This is a genomic window from Micromonospora sp. NPDC018662, assembly GCF_044391475.1.
Classification (GTDB): domain Bacteria; phylum Actinomycetota; class Actinomycetes; order Mycobacteriales; family Micromonosporaceae; genus Micromonospora.
In genome coordinates, this window is record NZ_JBISAC010000003.1 from 467642 (window position 1) to 484508 (window position 16867).

At 76.1% G+C, this 16867-nt stretch carries 15 protein-coding genes; 12 read left to right on the forward strand and 3 right to left on the reverse strand.

The features are described 5' to 3' along the window. Window positions 1-40: 40 nt before the first annotated feature. From ACH495_RS11705 to ACH495_RS11730, 6 genes are all read left to right on the forward strand, one after another. Window positions 41-925: a MurR/RpiR family transcriptional regulator gene (locus tag ACH495_RS11705; RefSeq protein WP_396857672.1), complete on the forward strand. Its 885-nt coding sequence runs from the start codon at window positions 41-43 to the stop codon at window positions 923-925. A 92-nt stretch (window positions 926-1017) separates the two neighbouring features. Beyond that, window positions 1018-1956: a transporter substrate-binding domain-containing protein gene (locus ACH495_RS11710; protein ID WP_396857673.1), complete on the forward strand. Its 939-nt coding sequence runs from the start codon at window positions 1018-1020 to the stop codon at window positions 1954-1956. 116 nt (window positions 1957-2072) lie between these two features. Continuing rightward, a complete protein-coding gene (locus ACH495_RS11715) occupies window positions 2073-2930 on the forward strand; it encodes an amino acid ABC transporter permease (RefSeq protein ID WP_396857674.1) in 858 nt (285 codons plus the stop codon). Beyond that, window positions 2927-3688, forward strand: coding sequence for an amino acid ABC transporter ATP-binding protein (locus ACH495_RS11720; protein WP_396857675.1), 762 nt, complete (start codon window positions 2927-2929; stop codon window positions 3686-3688). Before ACH495_RS11715 ends, ACH495_RS11720 begins: the two co-directional genes overlap by 4 nt. 1 nt (window position 3689) lies before the next feature. Beyond that, complete coding sequence (locus ACH495_RS11725) at window positions 3690-4853, forward strand: M20/M25/M40 family metallo-hydrolase (RefSeq protein ID WP_396857676.1); 1164 nt, start codon at window positions 3690-3692, stop codon at window positions 4851-4853. 68 nt (window positions 4854-4921) lie between these two features. After that, entirely contained in the window at window positions 4922-5767 is an 846-nt protein-coding gene (locus ACH495_RS11730) for a DUF6671 family protein (protein ID WP_396857677.1), read from the forward strand. Between the two features lie 13 nt (window positions 5768-5780). On the opposite strand, the gene ACH495_RS11735 is transcribed toward ACH495_RS11730, so the two are convergent. Next, window positions 5781-6326 carry a carbonic anhydrase gene (locus tag ACH495_RS11735; protein ID WP_396857678.1) on the reverse strand — a complete coding sequence of 182 codons (546 nt, stop codon included), beginning with the start codon at window positions 6324-6326 and terminating at the stop codon, window positions 5781-5783. 92 nt (window positions 6327-6418) lie between these two features. On the opposite strand from ACH495_RS11735, the gene ACH495_RS11740 reads away from it, so the two are divergent. Together ACH495_RS11740 and ACH495_RS11745 are read left to right on the forward strand one after the other, a co-directional pair. Beyond that, window positions 6419-10654 carry a putative inorganic carbon transporter subunit DabA gene (locus ACH495_RS11740; RefSeq protein WP_396857679.1) on the forward strand — a complete coding sequence of 1412 codons (4236 nt, stop codon included), beginning with the start codon at window positions 6419-6421 and terminating at the stop codon, window positions 10652-10654. Continuing rightward, complete coding sequence (locus ACH495_RS11745; protein WP_396857680.1) at window positions 10651-10992, forward strand: DUF190 domain-containing protein; 342 nt, start codon at window positions 10651-10653, stop codon at window positions 10990-10992. The genes ACH495_RS11740 and ACH495_RS11745 overlap by 4 nt, the downstream gene beginning before the upstream one ends. Before the next feature lie 92 nt (window positions 10993-11084). Here the strand turns inward: ACH495_RS11745 and ACH495_RS11750 are convergent, their stop codons facing one another. Then, complete coding sequence (locus tag ACH495_RS11750) at window positions 11085-11720, reverse strand: response regulator (RefSeq protein WP_396857681.1); 636 nt, start codon at window positions 11718-11720, stop codon at window positions 11085-11087. Between the two features lie 5 nt (window positions 11721-11725). Further along, complete coding sequence (locus ACH495_RS11755) at window positions 11726-12931, reverse strand: sensor histidine kinase (RefSeq protein WP_396857682.1); 1206 nt, start codon at window positions 12929-12931, stop codon at window positions 11726-11728. 221 nt (window positions 12932-13152) lie between these two features. Between ACH495_RS11755 and ACH495_RS11760 the strand changes: the two genes are divergently transcribed. From ACH495_RS11760 to ACH495_RS11775, 4 genes are all read left to right on the forward strand, one after another. After that, a complete protein-coding gene (locus ACH495_RS11760; protein WP_396857683.1) occupies window positions 13153-14160 on the forward strand; it encodes an ABC transporter permease in 1008 nt (335 codons plus the stop codon). After that, window positions 14157-14831 carry an ABC transporter ATP-binding protein gene (locus ACH495_RS11765; protein ID WP_396857684.1) on the forward strand — a complete coding sequence of 225 codons (675 nt, stop codon included), beginning with the start codon at window positions 14157-14159 and terminating at the stop codon, window positions 14829-14831. Before ACH495_RS11760 ends, ACH495_RS11765 begins: the two co-directional genes overlap by 4 nt. A gap of 147 nt (window positions 14832-14978) precedes the next feature. Further along, window positions 14979-16205 (forward strand): sensor histidine kinase, encoded by a 1227-nt coding sequence (locus ACH495_RS11770; protein WP_396857685.1) that lies wholly within the window; start codon window positions 14979-14981, stop codon window positions 16203-16205. Further along, window positions 16193-16855: a response regulator gene (locus ACH495_RS11775; protein ID WP_396857686.1), complete on the forward strand. Its 663-nt coding sequence runs from the start codon at window positions 16193-16195 to the stop codon at window positions 16853-16855. The genes ACH495_RS11770 and ACH495_RS11775 overlap by 13 nt, the downstream gene beginning before the upstream one ends. The last annotated feature ends 12 nt before the right edge of the window (window positions 16856-16867 follow it).

The following is a 16867-nucleotide window of genomic DNA, read 5'->3' on the forward strand; positions in this document are numbered from 1 at the left end:
CGACGCCCGCCCCGGACCGGCGGGCCGCTACGCTCGGCTCGTGCCGAACTCCGATGCTGTCGACGAACCGCACGTGGTGGGCGTCGCGGCGCTGATCCGCCGGCGGCTCGGCGAGTGCAGCCCGGCCGAGCGCCGGGTCGCCCGCACGTTGCTGGCCGCCTATCCGTCCGCCGGCCTGGGCACGGTGGCGGCGCTTGCCGAACGCGCCGAGGTGAGCGCGCCGACCGTGCTGCGGCTGCTGTCCCGGCTCGGCTTCGGCGGGTACCCGGAGTTCCAGCGGGCGCTGCGCGACGAGCTGGCGGAGCGGGAGACGTCGCCGCTGACCGCCTACCGGGCCGCCGAGCACGGCGGGACGTCACCGGCGGGCGCGCTGCCCCGGGCCGCGGCGACGCTGCCGGAGGCGGTGGCCGGCACGCTGGCCGACCTGCCGCAGGGCGAGCTGGACGCGGCCGTGCGCCTCCTGGCCGACCAGCAGGTCCGGGTCACCGCGGCCGGTGGCCGGTTCTCCGCGCTGGTGGCCCACTATCTGGTGCTGCACCTGATGCAGGTGCGCGGCAACAGCCGGCTGCTGCCGGCCGGCCCGGTGGAGCGCGCCGACATGCTGGTCGACGTCGGCAAGCGGGATCTCGTCGTGCTCTTCGACTTCCGCCGCTACGAGGAGTCGACGCTGGCGCTGGCCCGGGAGGTCACCGCACGGGGTGCGCGGGTGCTGCTGTTCACCGACCGGTGGCTGTCGCCGGTGGCCGGGCTGGCCGAGGTGGTACTGCCGGCCCGGGTCGACTCGCCGTCGCCGTACGACAGCTTCGTGCCCACGTTGGCGCTGGTGGAGACGCTGGTCGCGGCGCTGATCGACAGGCTCGGCCCGGTGGCCGGCGCGCGGCTCAAGGCGATGGAGGGGGCGCAGCAGGCGTTCGGCGACCACTGAAACGTCTGTTACAGAAAACTGTAACCCCATCGAGATCGTAACGTGAGTTACAGTCCGGGGGCTGGCTGTTCCGGCCCCCGGAAGGACCCCCCATGCGTATCCGTTCCCTCGCCCTGGTCGGCGTGACCACGGCGCTGCTCGCCGCCACCGCCGCCTGCGGCTCCTCCGCCGGTGGCGCCACCGACGAGATCACGCCCGTCTCCGTCACCATCGACGGCGTCGGCGCGGTCGACACCGACAAGGCAGTCGCCGCCAAGGTGCCGTCCGACGTGCGTGGTCGCGGCACCGTCACGGTCGCCACCAACGCCCCCTACCAGCCGTTCATCGACTTCAAGGTGGAGGGCCGCACCGACCAGTTCGTCGGCCTCGACCACGACCTGTTCCAGGCCGCCTCGGCCCGGCTCGGCCTGAAGGCCACCTTCACCCAGCAACCGTTCGACGGCCTGGTGCCCGGCCTCCAGGCCGCGAAGTACGACGCCATCGCCGGCGGCATCACCGACAAGAAGGAACGCCAGCAGGTCGCCACGTTCGTCGACTACTCCGCCTCCGGCACCGGGTTCCTGGTCGCCGCCGGCAACCCGCTCGGCGTGAAGACGGTCGCCGACCTCTGCGGCCGCACGGTCGCCGTGCAGAAGGCCAGCAACCAGGCGAAGAACCTGGCCGCGTACGCCAAGCAGAGCTGCGCCGGCCGGCCGCTGGCGGTCAAGGAGTATCCGGAGAACCCGCAGGCGGTGCAGGCGCTGATCGCCGGCAACGTGCAGGTGGTCGCCGCCACCCGGGTCAACCTGGTGGAGACCGCCGGCTCGCTCGCCGGCAAGGCCGAACTGGTCGACGACCCGTCCTCGCCCAACGGCTGGCTGGCCAGCCCGAACGGCTTCGGTTTCCTGAAGGCGAACAAGGAGCTGGCCGAGGCGTACCGGGCCGCCGTGCAGTCGCTGATCGACGACGGCACCTACGGCAAGATCCTGGCCCGGTGGAAGCAGACCCCGATCGCGATCGAGAAGGCCACCGTCGACCAGGCCATCGACTGACCCCCGGCGGACCACCGCCCCCTGATCCGCGGTCGCCGGGCGCCCTTTCGAACTCCGTGAGGGCGGGCCCGAAGGCGCCCGGCGACCGCCGCACCCCTGCCGGAGGCACTCCCACGATGACCACCACCGACCCCCCGACGGTACGGGTCGTCCCCGTCCGCCACTACGGCCGCTGGCTGACCGCGCTGGTCGTGGCCGGGCTGGCCGCGCTGTTCCTGCGGGCGCTGCTGACCAGCCCCAACCTCGAACCCCGCACCGTGGCCCACTACCTGTTCCAGGACTACGTGCTCGACGGCGTGGTCACCACGCTCTGGCTCACGCTGCTCGCCATGCTGCTCGGCACCGCCGGCGGCGTCCTGCTCGCCGTGCTGCGGCTCTCCGACAACCCGGTGCTGCGCGGCGTCTCGTGGACGTTCATCTGGGTGTTCCGCGGCACCCCGCTGCTGGTGCAGATCATCTTCTTCGGGTTCCTCGGCGCGCTGTTCCCCCGGATCACCCTGACCGTGCCGTTCACCGGCACCGTGCTGTTCGACCGCCCCACCAGCGTGGTGGTCACCGGCACCGTCGCCGCGGTGCTCGCACTGTCGCTCAACGAGATGGCGTACGCCGCCGAGGTGATCCGCGGCGGCATCCTGGCCGTCGACGACGGGCAGACCGAGGCCGCCGCCGCGCTCGGCATGGGCCCCACGCTCACCCTGCGCCGGGTGGTGCTGCCCCAGGCCATGCGCGTGATCATCCCGCCGATGGGCAACGAGACCATCACCATGCTCAAGTCGACAGCGCTCGTGTCGATCATCGCCGGGCGGGACCTGATGACCGCCGTGCAGAGCGTCTACCAGAACAACTACAAGGTGATCCCGCTGCTCCTGGTGGCGGCGATCTGGTACCTCGCCCTGGTCAGCCTCCTCTCCGCCGGCCAGTGGCTGGTCGAGCGCCGGTTCGGCCGCGGCTTCGCCCGGGGAGGCGTGCGATGACGGCGATGGTCAGTGCCGAGGGTGTGACCAAGCGGTTCGGCCCGGTCGAGGTGCTCAAGGGCATCGACCTGACCGTGGCTCCCGGCGAGGTGGCCTGCCTGCTCGGCCCCTCGGGCTCCGGCAAGTCGACGTTCCTGCGCTGCGTCAACCACCTGGAACGCATCGACGGCGGGCAGCTCCGGGTCGACGGCGAACTGGTCGGCTACCGCCGCCAGGGCGACAAGCTGCACGAGCTGAAACCCCGCGAGGTGGCCGTCCGTCGCCGCGACATCGGCATGGTGTTCCAGCGGTTCAACCTGTTCCCGCACCTCACCGCGCTCGGCAACGTCACCGAGGCGCCGGTGCGGGTGCTGCGCACCCCGCGCGAGCGTGCCCGCGCCGAGGCCATGCGGCTGCTCGACCGCGTCGGGCTGGCCGAGCGCGCGCACCACTACCCGGGCCAGCTCTCCGGCGGCCAGCAGCAGCGGGTGGCGATCGCCCGGGCGCTGGCCATGCGCCCGAAGCTGATGCTCTTCGACGAGCCCACCTCCGCGCTCGACCCGGAACTGGTCGGCGAGGTGTTGGACGTGATGAAGGGCCTCGCCGCCGACGGCATGACCATGGTGGTGGTGACCCACGAGATGGGCTTCGCCCGCGAGGTCGCCGACCAGGTGGCGTTCCTCGACGACGGCGTGGTGGTCGAGGCCGGCCCACCGGACGAGGTGCTCGGCCGGCCCCGCCACGAGCGCACCCGCGCCTTCCTCGACAAGGTGCTCTGACATGGATCCGCTGCTGCGCGCCGCCGGCGACCGGCTGACCGCGTACCACGACCGGCTCGCCCGGCTGGTCGCCGTGGACTCCGGCTCCGGCCAGGTCGACGGGCTGCGCGCGGTCGCCGACCTGGTGCAGACCTGGTGCCTCGGCGCCGGGCTGGCCGTCGAGCGGGAACCGGTCGCCGACCCGGCCGGCCGGCCGCTCGGCGACGTGCTGATCGCCCGCCGCCGGGGCACCGGCACCCGACGGATCCTGCTCGCCGGTCACCTGGACACCGTGTTCCCGCCCGGCACCGCCGCCGCCCGCCCGTTCCGGGTGCAGGACGGCCGGGCGTACGGACCGGGGGTCAGCGACGACAAGGGCGGCGTGCTCGCCGGACTCGCCGCCGTCGAGGTGCTCGCCACGACCGACCGGCACCGGTACGGCGAACTGGTGCTGGTCTGCACGCCGGACGAGGAGATCGGGTCGGTGGGCAGCCGGCCGCTGCTGCGTACCCTCGGCGCCGAGGTCGACGTGGCGCTGTGCCTGGAGTGCGCCCGCGACAACGGCGACCTGGTCTCCGCCCGCAAGGGCGTCGCCGACCTGGCGGTGACGCTGCGCGGGCGGGCCGCGCACGCCGGCATCGAACCGGAGCGCGGCGCCAACGCGCTGCTCGCCGCCGCCCGGCTGACCGTGGCGCTGGACCAGCTCAACGGCCGCTGGCCCGGGGTGACGGTGAACGTCGGCGCGCTGGAGGCCGGCGGCCGGCCCAACGTGGTCGCCGACCGGGCCCGGATGCTCGTCGACCTGCGCGCCTGGCGCACCGGCGAGTACGAGGCCGCGCTCGCCGAGATCCGCCGGCTGGTCGCCGCGCCGGCCGTCTCCGGCGTGCACGCCGAGCTGGCCGTGCACGCGCCGACCCCGCCCTGGGAGCCGGACCCGGCCGGACGCCGGCTGGCCGAGCTGGCGGCGAAGGTGGGCGCCGGGCTCGGCGTGCCGGTGTCGCACACCGCGACCGGCGGCTGCGCCGACGCCAACCTGTTGGCCGAGGCCGGCGCGACAGTGCTCGACGGGCTCGGCCCGGTCGGCGGCGCCGACCACAGCCCGGGGGAGTGGCTCGACCTCGACTCGGTGGTCCCCCGGGTGGCGCTGCTGGCCGGCCTGATCGACGCGGTCGCCGGCACCGGGTGAGCATCCGTCCTAAATGCGCGCAACCCATTTCGTGAATAACGGTTCCGTTTCGAGCTAGGGTCGCTGCTGTGGAGGACTCCCCGTTTCGCGGCGTGGTGGCCTGCCTGGCGACGATGCACGGCAAGCAGTGGGCGTTGCGCCCGCTGCTGCGGCGCGGGCTCGGCATGAGCCTGCGGGTGGCGCGGGTGGACACCGACGCGCTCGGCACGTTCACCGGCGAGGTGCGCCGGCCGGGGTCGGCGCCGGAAACCGTCGTCCGCAAGGCCCGGCTCGGGATGGCCGCCACCGGGTCGCCGGTCGGCCTGGCCAGCGAGGGCGCGTTCGGTCCCCACCCGGCGGTCCCGTGGATGTCCGCCGACGTGGAGTACGTCGCCCTGGTCGACGACCGGTCGGGGCTGACGGTGGTGGAGCGCGTCGTGAGCCTGGAGACCAACCACGGGCAGGTCGTCACCGACGGCCGGGATCGGCCCGCCGTGCTCGCGTTCCTGCGGCGGGTCGGGTTCCCGCACCACGCCGTCGTCGTCCAGCCGGCGACGGGGCCCGGTCGGCCGGACAAGGGGCTGCGCCGGCTCGCCGACGTGCTCGGCGCGCTCCGGCGGGCGTCCGCCGACAGCGCCGACGGCAACGCCGTCCTCGGCGCGGACCTGCGGGCCCACGTCAATCCGACCAGGATGCGGGTCATCGCCACCGCCGGACGGCTGCTGGTCCGTCGACTCGCCACGGCCTGTCCCGCCTGCGGAGCGCCCGGATTCGGCCCGGTGGGCGCCGAGGGCGGCCTGCCCTGCCGGGACTGCGGCGCGGCCACCCGTCACGACGCGCTGCTGGTCTCCGGATGCGCCCGTTGCGCGTACCGCTCGCGCCGCCCGGTGACCGGCCGCGCCGACCCCGCTTCGTGCCCGCGCTGCAACCCCTGACCGGTTCCGCCGCTCAGGGCAGTCGCGCCTCGGCCCGGTTCGGCGGTCGCAGGCGGCCGACGCGCCGGACCGGTGGCGGGGCGCTGGGGCGCACCTCGACGAGGGTCCGCTCGGCGTCGCGCCAGACCATGCCGTGCAGGCCGCAGCGGCCGGACCGCACCGCCTGATCGAGCAGGGGGGAGTGCCGGCGCAGCGCGGCGAGGGTGGCACGCACCCGCTCGGGTCCGCTGCCGTGCGGCAGCGAGCAGGTGGTGTGGCCGAGCACCACCACCAGGGGCGCGCCGAGGTGGCCGACCGCGTACTCCAGGCTGCCGCGCACCGAGGGCCCGGCGCTCAGGCCGGCGGCCCGGACCGCGAACACGTCGGCGCCGCCGAACACGATCGACGCTTCCGGCTGCGGGTCGGCGCAGGAGAGGACCGCCGCCACCGGGGCGCCGGCCGGGGCGAACGGCGTGGGCGCGCCGCCCACCCGGAAGCGGTGGTGTCCGGCGCGCAGCCGGGCGAGGGCGAAGCTCGGGCTGATGGGCCACCCCTGGGGCGGGGATCCGGTCATGTCCATCACTGCTCCTCGGGACGCGCAACTGTCGTGCGCCTCACGATACACGAATTAGAAATCGTGTAATAGAGTGCGCTTGTCTGAAGGAGGTGGCGATGGACGTCGCACTGGTCCTGGGGGTCCTGATCGGGCCCGCGTCGGCGGCACTCGGCGCGCTGGCGGTGCCCGACCCGCGCCGAGCGGCCCGGCTGGTGGGCGCGTTGCTCGGTCTGAGCGCGGTGGTGGCCGCCGCGCTGCTGGTCCGGGTGGCGGCCGACCCGGCCGTACCGGGCGCGCTCGCCCGCGTCGACACGTTCGGGCCGGCGTTCTCCGTCGGCGCCCGCGTCGACCGGTTCACCGCGCTGTTCGTCCTGCTCGTCTGCGGGCTGGCCGCCGTCGTCGCCAGCTACGCCCGCCGATACCTCGACGGCGAGCCGGGCGCCCGCGCGCTCCAGGCGCGGGTGGCGGCGGCCACCGCCGCGACGCTGCTGATGGCGACCGCCCCCAGCCTCGTGCAACTGGCCGTCGGCTGGATCGTGGCCGGGCACCTGCTGGTCGGCCTCATCGGTCACTACCGGGACCAGCCCCGGGTGCGGGCCGCCGCGCGCCGGACCCGGCGGCTGTTCCTCGTCGGCGACGCCGCCCTGGTCGCCGGCCTCGCGCTGCTGGTCACGCCGGCCGGCGACGCCGACCTGGACGCGGTCCGTGCCGCGGCCGGCGACCGGCCCGGGTGGCTGCTGGCCGTCGCTGGCGCGCTGCTGCTGGTGGCCGGCATGGTGCGGTCCGCGCAGGTGCCGGCGCACCGCTGGTTGCCGTCCACCCTGGACGCGCCGACCCCGGTGTCGGCCTTCCTGCACGCCGGGATGGTCAACGTGGCCGGGTTCCTCATGATCACGCTGGCGCCGGTGGTGACCGCCGCGCCCGGGATGATGCCGGCGATGGTGCTCGTCGGCCTCGTCACCGCCGTCTCGGGGCTGCTGTTCGCGGCGGTCCGCACCGACGTCAAGGGCACGCTCGCCCGGTCCACCGTCGCGCAGATGGGCTTCATGCTCGCCCAGTGTGGGCTCGGCGCGTTCGGGCTGGCCGCGGTGCACCTGGTCGGGCACGCCGTCTACAAGGCGTACGCGTTCCTCTCCGCCGGCGGCACGCTCCAGGCGCAGGCCCGCGCCGCGGGGGCGCCGCAGCCGGTGGGCCCGCCGCCCATCCGGTCCCGCGTCCTGGCCGCGGCGGCGGTGGTCGGCACCGTGCTGGTCACCGAGCTGCTGCTCGGCGCGACCGCCAGCGGCGCCCTCGGCGCCGCGCTGGTCGCCGCCGCCGCGCTCGCTGCCGTGTGGTCCGCCCTCGCGGACCGCGCGCTGCCGGCCCGGACCGCGCTCGCCCTCACCATCGCCGTGGCGGCGCTGGCCGGCGGATATCTCGTCGCCGGGCGGGCCGCCACCGGGTGGCTGGCGCTGCCGACCGGGACGAGCCTGCTCGGCGTCGGCGTGGTGGCGGGTGTGCTCGCCGTGGTGGCCGTCGCCGGAATCGTCCTACGACGCCGGCCGAGCGCCACGCTGTGGTGGTGGGCCTGGCACGACGGCGGCCCGAACCCGCGGGGACGCCGGACGGTTCCACCCGCCCGGACCAGCCCCGCGGCGCTCTCCACGCCGCGTCCCGGCCTGCTCGACCGCTCGGACGGGGCCCGGGTCGTCGCCGCGGTGACCGCCGCCGCCGACCACGTCGGCCCGGTCGGCCCCCTGGACGCCTTCGTCGCGGTGAACCCCCTCGCCGGCCGGGAACGCGTGCCGTTCACGCGGGCCACCGGCGAGCTGCGCGACCTCGCCGGCGCGCGGACCCACCTGCCGGCCGCCGACTACCGGCAGCGGCTGCGCGACGGCCGCATCACGACGGCCGACCTCACCGCCGTGCTCCCGCCACCTGCCGCCGGCGCGGTCACCATCGGCCACCGGCGGGTCGCCGGCACGGACCTCCAACTGGCCGTGCTGTGCCATCCGGTGCACGACGGGCCGCCCGCGCCGGCCGACCTGCTCGCGGTGGCGCGGCGCCGACTCGCCGAGCTGCCCGCGCGACCCCGTCCCCGTACCCCGCACGACGCCGGACCGCGCACCCTCGCCGAGACGCTCGACCGGGCGCTGGGCACCCGGATCGTCGCGGACGTCGACGACCTGGTGGCCGCCTGGTGCGCGGCGCACAGCGGACGCCCGGCGGCGCTCTGGCCGGTCCCCGGGCCGGCGGACGAGGGGTGCTGGGCGCGCTGGCGGCGGATGGCCGGCGCCGACCCGACCCTGGCCCGGTGGGGCGTCACCGGCCTCGCGGCCCTGGTCGACGCGCTGCCCGAGGCGCCCGAACAGGCCGTCGCGGTGCTCCTGCGCGCGGTCGGGGTGCCACCCGAGGCCTGGTCCGCCTACCTGTCCCGGTCGCTGCTCCGGCTGCCCGGGTGGGCCGGGCACGCCCGCTGGGCGCAGGCCCACCCCGGGCCGGGGCCGGCCCTGAGCCCGCTGGACCTGCTCGCCGTGCGCCTCACCTACGAGTACGCGCTCGGCGGCGCCGCCGCCCAGCGGCACCTGGAGCTGCCCCCGGTGCTGGACGCGGTCGCCGCCGCGACACCCACGCCCCTGCCGAGGGCGGCCGGGATCGCGCCGGAGGCCCTCGCCCGGCTGGCCGCCGCGCTCGACGTCGACGCCGCCCTGCTGGCGTGCCTGCCCGGGCCGACCGTGGACGCGCTACGGGACGTGGCGCTCCAGCTGACGCCGTCCCGGCAGTCCGAGGTGTGGCTCGCCGCCGCGGAGCACGCGTACCGGCGCCGGCTGCGGTACCGGCTGGACCGGGGCGTGGACCGGCCGGCCGCCGGTGCCCCGGCGCTCGCCCAGGCGGTGTTCTGCATCGACGTACGCAGCGAGGGCCTGCGCCGCCACCTGGAGGCGACCGGGCCGGTCGACACGTACGGCTTCGCCGGCTTCTTCGGCCTGCCCGTGCGGACCGTGACCGCCGACGCCCGGCGGGGGCGGGACCGCTGTCCCGTCCTGATGCGTCCGGTGGCCACGGTGGAGGAGGCACCGGCGTCGGCGCGGGCCGGGCACGCGACGCGGTCCCGGCTGGCCTGGCGCCGGGCGTACGCCGCCGCCAAGGCGAACCCGGTCGGCGCGTTCGCCTTCGTCGAGGTCGCCGGCGTGCTCGCCACCGCCGCCCTGCTCCTGCGCGCCGTCGCGCCCGGCCGGTTCGCGCCGGCCGCCGACCACACCGCGCCGACCGCCGCCGACCTCGCCGCCGCCATGACGCTCGACGAGCAGGTCTACTACGCCGAGGCGACGCTCCGCACGGTCGGGCTGACCACCGGCTTCGCGCCGCTGGTGCTGCTCTGCGGGCACGGCGCCACCAGCGCCAACAACCCGTACGCCGCCGCCCTGGACTGCGGCGCCTGCGGCGGCAACCGGGGCGGGGTGAGCGCGCGTCTCGTCGCCGGGGTGCTCAACCGGCCCGAGGTGCGCGCCGCCCTGGCCGACCGGGGCATCCACCTGCCCGACGGCACGCACGTGCTGGCCGGCGAGCACGACACCGTCACCGACGAGGTGCGGCTGTACGACGTGGACAGCGTGCCCGCCGGGCTGCGGCCGGCGGTCGAGGAACTGTCCGCCCGGCTGGCCGAGGCGGGCGCGCGGTTGCGTGCGGAACGGGCCGCGCGACTGCCCGGCCGGCCGCGTCCACAGCGCCTGCCCCGGCGCGCGTCGGACTGGGCGCAGGTCCGCCCGGAGTGGGCGCTGGCCGGCAACGCCGCGTTCATCGCCGCGCCCCGCGAGCTGACCGCCGGGGTCGACCTCGGCTGCCGGACGTTCCTGCACTCCTACGACTGCGCCGGCGACCGGGACGCGGCGGCGCTGGAGACCATCATGACCGGCCCGATGGTCGTCGCCGCCTGGATCAACCTCCAGTACTACTTCTCCACCGTCGATCCGCATCGACTCGGGGCGGGCACCAAGACGGTCCACACCGTCCTCGGCGACGCGCTCGGGGTCCTCTCCGGATCCGGCGGTGACCTGCGCGTCGGCCTGCCGCTCCAGTCCGTCGGCGACGGCACCCGACCGGTCCACGAGCCGCTGCGGCTGCTCGCCGTGATCCGCGCCCCGCACCACCTGGTCGACACCGTGCTGGGCCGCAACCCCGGGCTCCGCAACCTGGTCGACGGCGGTTGGCTGTCGTTGACAGTCGTCGACCCCCGCACCGGCGCGTGGACCGAGCCCGCGCCGGGCGGATCCTGGCGGACGCTGCCCGCCCTGCACCTCGTCACCGAACCCGCCACCGAGCTGCCCGCGCGCCGTCCGGCGCCCGCGGCGGAGAAGGAGTACACGGCATGAACGAACTGGGACTGACCCGCATGGTCAAGGTGGAGGTCGTCACGCGCGCCGACGACGCCGACGCCGTCCGTACCCTGCTGCACGCCTCCGGGGTGAGCGGCTGGACGAGTCTGAGCGGCGTCTCCGGCTTCGGCCACCACGGCACCCACGAGGGCCGGCTGCTCTTCAACGACCGGGCCGGGCTCGTCATGGTCATCGCCGTGCTCCCGCACGGCCGGGCCGAACCGGTGGTGACCGGCCTGCGCGACATCCTGGCCCAGCGGCCCGGCGTGATGTTCGTCAGCGACGCCTGGGTCAGCCGACCCGAGTACTTCGGCGCGGAGCGGCGGCCGGACTGACCGCCGCGCGCGCGGCGGCACCCGCACCGGCGGTGGACCGCCGTGGCGCCCGATCGTCCGCCGCCGGTCCGGGCCGGGAGGAGCGGTCCGGCCTACGCCGGCCGGCGGCGGATGATCCCCAGATCGGAGGCGGCGGCGACCGCGGCGGTCCGCGACTCGACGCGCAGCTTGGTGTAGATGCGCGACAGGTGCGACTTGACGGTGCCCTCGGTCAGGTGCAGCCGCCGCCCGATGGCCTGGTTGGACAGCCCGTCCGCGACCAGGCCGAGCACCTCCGTCTCGCGCCGGGTCAGCGCGGTGTCCGGCGTGCGCAGCCGGTTCATCAGCCGGTCCGCGACGGCCGGGGCGAGCGCGGTGCGGCCGGCGGCGGCGGTACGCACGGCGGCGGCCAACTCGTCCGGGGAGGCGTCCTTGAGCAGGTAGCCGGTCGCACCGGCCTCGATGGCGGGCAGCGTGTCCGCGTCCGTGTCGTAGGTGGTGACGATCAGCACCCGGGGCGCGTCCGGTCGGGCGGTGATGGTGGCGGTGGCCGCCACCCCGGTCATGCCGCCGCCGAACCGCAGGTCCATCAGCACCACGTCGACGTCCCCGGCGGCGGCGCGGGCCACCGCCTCCTCGGCGGTGGCGGCCTCGGCCACCACGACCAGACCCGGCTCGGTCTCCAGCACGGCGCGCAGCCCGGCCCGGACGACGGGATGGTCGTCGGCGAGCAGCAGCCGGATCGGCACGCCGGTCACGGTCGCCCGCCGGACGGGGTGCGGGGGAGCCGGGCGGAGACGGTGGCGCCGCGCCCGGGCGCGGCGGCGACGGTCAGGCCGCCGCCGAGCGCCCGGGTACGGGCGCGCATGGCCGCCAGGCCGAAGCCGCCGCCGTCGGGGTCGGGTCCGGGCAGCCGCTCCGGGTCGAAGCCGGCGCCGTCGTCGCTCACGTCCAGGGTGACCCGGTCCGCGAGGAAGCCGAGCGTCACCTCGACGGTGGTGGCCCGGGCGTGGCGGACGGTGTTGGCCAGCGCCGCCTGGGCGACCCGCAGCAACGCCACCTCGTGCGCGGTCGGCAGCGGCGCCGGGGAGCCGGTGACCGTGAACCGGGCGGCGAGCCGGTGCCGGGCGCCGGTGGTGGCGCACAGGCGCTCCAACGCGCCGGCCAGCGTGGTGTCGTCGAGCGCCGGTGGGGTGAGTGCGGCGACGAAGCGCCGGGCCTCGGCGAGGTTGTCCGCCGCGGTCTGCCGGGCCTGCTCGACGTGGCGGGCGGCGGTGTCCGGCCGGTCCGGCAGCACCCGGCCGGCGGCGCGCAGCAGCAACTGGATGCTGGTCAGGCCCTGCGCCAGGGTGTCGTGGATCTCGGCGGCCAGCCGCTCGCGTTCCGCCGCCACCCCGGCCTCGTGCTGCGCCCGGGCCAGGTCGGCGCGGGTGGCGGTCAACTCCTCGATCAGGCGCCGGCGTCGCTCGTTCTCCCGGTAGAGCGCCTGGTAGCCCCGGACCACGGCCACCGCGACGGCGGCGCCGAGCACCGGCCCGAGCGTGCCGGCCACGCTGACCGCGCCGCGGTGGGCGGCGAAGGCGACGACGGCCGCCACGGCGGTCACCGCGACGGCTGCCGCCCCGGTGCGCCGGGGCAGCAGGTGCAGTTGCAGGAGATAGAGCGGGAACGCGATCCACAGGCCGTCCACGGTCAGCGCGGTCAGCGCCAGCCACCCGGCGCCGACCGCCGCCAGCCACCAGCCGGCGACCCGCCGGGAACGGCGGACGCCGGGCAGGAACGCCCCGGCCGCGTACGTCAGCAGGCCCGCCGCCGCCACCGCCGCGATCGCCGCGGCGTGCGGTCGTCCGGTGGCGACGGCACGCAGGCCGGCGAGCGCGAAGAGGACGCCCACCAGCAGGTGCAGGCACCAGGCCAGCACACGGGCGGTGGAGGTGGTCAGGGCGGGAACGGTGGTCACGGCCCTCCCAGCCTAGAGGAAGCGCAGGTCAGCGGGGATCTGTCGAAAGTCGTAACCGGCCCGCCGCCGTTCCGCCCGGAAAGTGCCGCCCCCCGCCGGATGCCCGGCCCGCCACCCCGGGGCGACCGTGGGAGACGTCCGTGAGCGCCGTGGAAAGGACCGGTCGACAAGTGTTCGTCGCGTGGCGAGACCTGAGGTTCGCCAAGGGGCGGTTCGCCCTGATGGGAACCGTCATCGTGTTGATCACCCTGCTGGTCGGCCTGCTGTCCGGCCTGACCGCCGGGCTGGGCCGGCAGAACACCTCCGCGATCACCGGCCTGCCGGCCGACCGGATCGCCTTCGGCGGCCCGCAACCGTCGTACGCCGACTCGACAGTCACCGAACGGCAGTGGCAGCGGTGGGCCGACACGCCCGGCGTCACCGCCGCCGAGCCGCTCGGCATCGGCACCACCCGGGTCACCGCCGATGGCCGCAGCGCCGCCGTCTCCGTGTTCGGCGTCCGCGCCGGGTCCCGCCTCGCCCCCGGCGACCTCGACGACGACACGGCGGTGCTGTCCACCACGGCCGCCACCGACCTCGACCTGCGCGCCGGCGACCGCCTCACCGTGGCCGGCCGGGAGTTGACCGTGGCGGCGGTACGCGGGGACGCCTCCTTCAGCCACACCCCGGTGGTGTGGACCAGCCTCGACACCTGGCGGCGGACCGGCAACGCCGACCCGGGCACCGCCACCGTGATCGCGCTGCGTACCGGCGCGGGCGTGGACGTGGCCGCCGCCGACCGCGCCGCCGGCACCCGGGCCGTCCGCACCGGCGACTCGCTCGCCGCGATCGGCTCCTACCGCTCGGAGAACGGCTCGCTCCAGCTCATGCGCGGCTTCCTGTTCGCCATCTCCGCCCTGGTCATCGGTGCCTTCTTCACGGTGTGGACGATCCAGCGCAGCGGCGACGTGGCGGTCCTGAAGGCCCTGGGCGCCTCCACCGCCGCACTGCTCACCGACGCCCTCGGGCAGGCCGGCGTCCTGCTGGTCGGCGGCACCGCGCTCGGCACCGGCCTGGCCGCCGGGCTCGGCGTGCTCGTCTCCGGGTCGGACGTGCCGTTCGTGCTGACGCCCGCCACCGTCGCCGTCCCGGCTGCGGTGATGATCATGCTCGGCATGCTCGGCGCCGCCCTGTCCGTGCGCCGCATCACCGCCGTCGACCCGCTGACCGCCCTGGGGAGCGCGCGATGAGCCTCGACCTGACCGACGTCACCCTCACCTACCCGGACGGCGATTCCCGGCTGACCGCCCTCGACCACGTCACCCTGTCGGTCGCGAAGGGCGAGCTGACCGCCGTCGTCGGCCCGTCCGGCTCGGGCAAGTCCAGCCTGCTCGCGGTCGCCGCCACGCTCGTCACCCCGGACGCCGGCACGGTCGGGGTGGACGGCGTCGCCACCACCAGGATGAGCCGTGGCGGGCTCGCCGCCCTGCGCCGGCGCGCGATCGGCATCGTCTTCCAGCAACCCAACCTGCTGCCGTCGCTGACCGCCGCCGAGCAGCTCCAGGTGATGGCCACCCTCGACGGCCGGTCGCCGGCGCGGGCCCGGGACCGGGCGCGGGACCTGCTCGACGCGGTCGGGCTCGCCGGCCAGGCGGGTCGGCGTCCGCACCAGCTCTCCGGCGGCCAGCGCCAGCGGATCAACATCGCCCGCGCGCTGATGAACGACCCGGTCGTCCTGCTGGTCGACGAGCCGACGAGCGCGCTCGACCACGAGCGGGGCGCCGCCGTCATCGGCCTGCTCGGTCGGCTCACCCGCGAGCGGGGCACCGCCACGGTGCTGGTCACCCACGACCGGGACCACCTCGCCGCCGCCGACCGGATCGTCGAGATGCGCGACGGCCGCCTGCACCCGGCGGCCTGAGAACTGCGGCAGGCGGTACGGTGCGGCCGAAGAACTGCGGCAGGCTTGTACGGTGCGGCCGGAGAAGTACAGCAGGCTGTACTCTTCGCCGCCGGCGCTGCCGGCGACACCCCCGGTGACCTATCGTGGCGCCGGGGGTGGGCGGGTGTGGGGTACGTACGCAGGCGGGTCCGCGCCTCCGTGGACGCGTTGGAGCACCTGGTCGGCGGGCTGGGCACCGCGCTGCTGGCGCTGGGCGCGCTGATCTGGCTGATCGTCGTGGCCGCCGCCTGCCTGGTCGGTGTCGGCCTGCTGCTGGTGCCCGGGGCGCTGCGCATGCTGCGCTCGGTGGCCGACCGGGAACGCGCCCGGTTGTCCCGCTGGGACGGTCCGCTGCCCGAGGTCGGACGGTCCCCGGTCGACAGGCGCACGGCGCTGCGCGACCCGGTGGTCCGGCGGGAGCTCGGCTGGGTGGCGCTGCACGCGGTGCTCGGCCTCGGCACCGGGCTGCTGGGTCTCGCGCTGCCGCTCTACGCCGCGCAGGACCTCACCTTCCCGCTGTGGTTCCGGCTGCTGCGGCCCGAGGACGGCGCACCGGGGCTCGTCTGGTGGCGGATCGACGGGCTGCCCGACGCGGTCCTGGTCGGGCTGGTCGGGGTGGCGTGGCTGGTCGCCGCGGTCGTGTGCGGCCCGGCACTGGCGCGCGTCCAGGCCCGGCCGGGCCGCTGGTTGCTCGCCCCGCCGCCCGGGGTCGACCTGTCGCTGCGGGTCGCCGAGCTCACCGCCACCCGGGCCGCCGCGCTGGACGCGCACGCGGTGGAGCTGCGCCGCATCGAACGGTCGCTGCACGACGGCACCCAGAACCGGCTGGTCGCGGTGAACGTGCTGCTGGGCGCCGCGCGACGGGCCGTGCGGCGGGACCCGACCCGGGCCGACGAGATCCTCGAACGGGCCCAGGACGCGGCGGAGCAGGCGCTCGGCGAGCTGCGTACGGTGGTGCGCGGCATCCTGCCGCCGGTGCTGGACGACCGGGGGCTCGCCGGCGCGCTGGCCGGCCTGGCCGGCGGGTGCGCGGTGCCGTGCCGGCTCACCGTGGACGTCCCGGTGCGGTGCGCGGTCGCGGTCGAGGCGACCGCCTACTTCGTGGTGGCCGAGGCGCTGACCAACGTGGTCCGGCACAGCGGCGCGGGCGCGGTGGACGTCGCGGTGCGCCGCGAGCGGGACCGCCTGCTGGTGACCGTCTCCGACGACGGGCACGGCGACGCGGACGAGGCGCGGGGCTCCGGCCTGACCGGCATCCGGCGGCGGGTCGAGGCGTACGACGGCCGGATGACGCTGACCAGTCCCCCCGGGGGACCGACGAGAATGCACGTGGAGCTGCCATGCGGATCGTGATCGCCGAGGACGACGCGCTGCTGCGCGAAGGGCTGGCGCTGCTGCTGCGGGCCGAGGACCTGGACGTGGTGGCCACCGCCGGCGACCCGGACGGGTTCCTGGCCGCGGTGGACGCCCACGGGCCGGACGTGGCGATCGTCGACGTGCGGATGCCACCCACCCACACCGACGAGGGGATCGTCGCCGCCGTCGAGGCCCGTCGCCGCCGGCCCGGCCTCGCGGTGCTGGTGCTGTCCGCGTACGTCGAGCAGGCGTTCGCCACCGAGCTGTTCTCGGTCGGCGCCACCGGCCTCGGATATCTGCTGAAGGAGCGGGTCGGGCGGGTCGAGGAGTTCCTCGGCGCGCTGCACCGGGTCGCGGCCGGCGGCAGTGTGATCGACCCGGAGGTGGTCGGGCAGCTGCTCGCCCGCAACCGCCGCGCCGACGACGCGCTGGCCCAGTTGTCGCCGCGCGAGCACGAGGTGCTGGCGCTGATGGCGGAGGGGCTCGGCAACACGGCGATCGCCGAGCGGCTGTTCGTCACCGAGGGCGCGGTGCACAAGCACATCCGCAACATCTTCGCGAAGCTCCACCTGCCGCCGGACGACCGCGCCGACCGTCGGGTCACGGCCGTGCTGCGCTACCTGAACGACGGCCGGCGCGCCGCCTGAGCGACGCGCCGG

Bases quoted from the DNA above. Each gene is read 5' to 3' on its own strand.
- ACH495_RS11710 (WP_396857673.1), top strand. From the start codon at position 1,018: ATGCGTATCCGTTCCCTCGCCCTGGTCGGCGTGACCACGGCGCTGCTC.
- ACH495_RS11715 (WP_396857674.1), top strand. From the start codon at position 2,073: ATGACCACCACCGACCCCCCGACGGTACGGGTCGTCCCCGTCCGCCAC.
- ACH495_RS11720 (WP_396857675.1), top strand. From the start codon at position 2,927: ATGACGGCGATGGTCAGTGCCGAGGGTGTGACCAAGCGGTTCGGCCCG.
- ACH495_RS11725 (WP_396857676.1), top strand. From the start codon at position 3,690: ATGGATCCGCTGCTGCGCGCCGCCGGCGACCGGCTGACCGCGTACCAC.
- ACH495_RS11735 (WP_396857678.1), bottom strand. From the start codon at position 6,326: ATGGACATGACCGGATCCCCGCCCCAGGGGTGGCCCATCAGCCCGAGC.
- ACH495_RS11740 (WP_396857679.1), top strand. From the start codon at position 6,419: ATGGACGTCGCACTGGTCCTGGGGGTCCTGATCGGGCCCGCGTCGGCG.
- ACH495_RS11745 (WP_396857680.1), top strand. From the start codon at position 10,651: ATGAACGAACTGGGACTGACCCGCATGGTCAAGGTGGAGGTCGTCACG.
- ACH495_RS11760 (WP_396857683.1), top strand. From the start codon at position 13,153: ATGGGAACCGTCATCGTGTTGATCACCCTGCTGGTCGGCCTGCTGTCC.
- ACH495_RS11765 (WP_396857684.1), top strand. From the start codon at position 14,157: ATGAGCCTCGACCTGACCGACGTCACCCTCACCTACCCGGACGGCGAT.
- ACH495_RS11775 (WP_396857686.1), top strand. From the start codon at position 16,193: ATGCGGATCGTGATCGCCGAGGACGACGCGCTGCTGCGCGAAGGGCTG.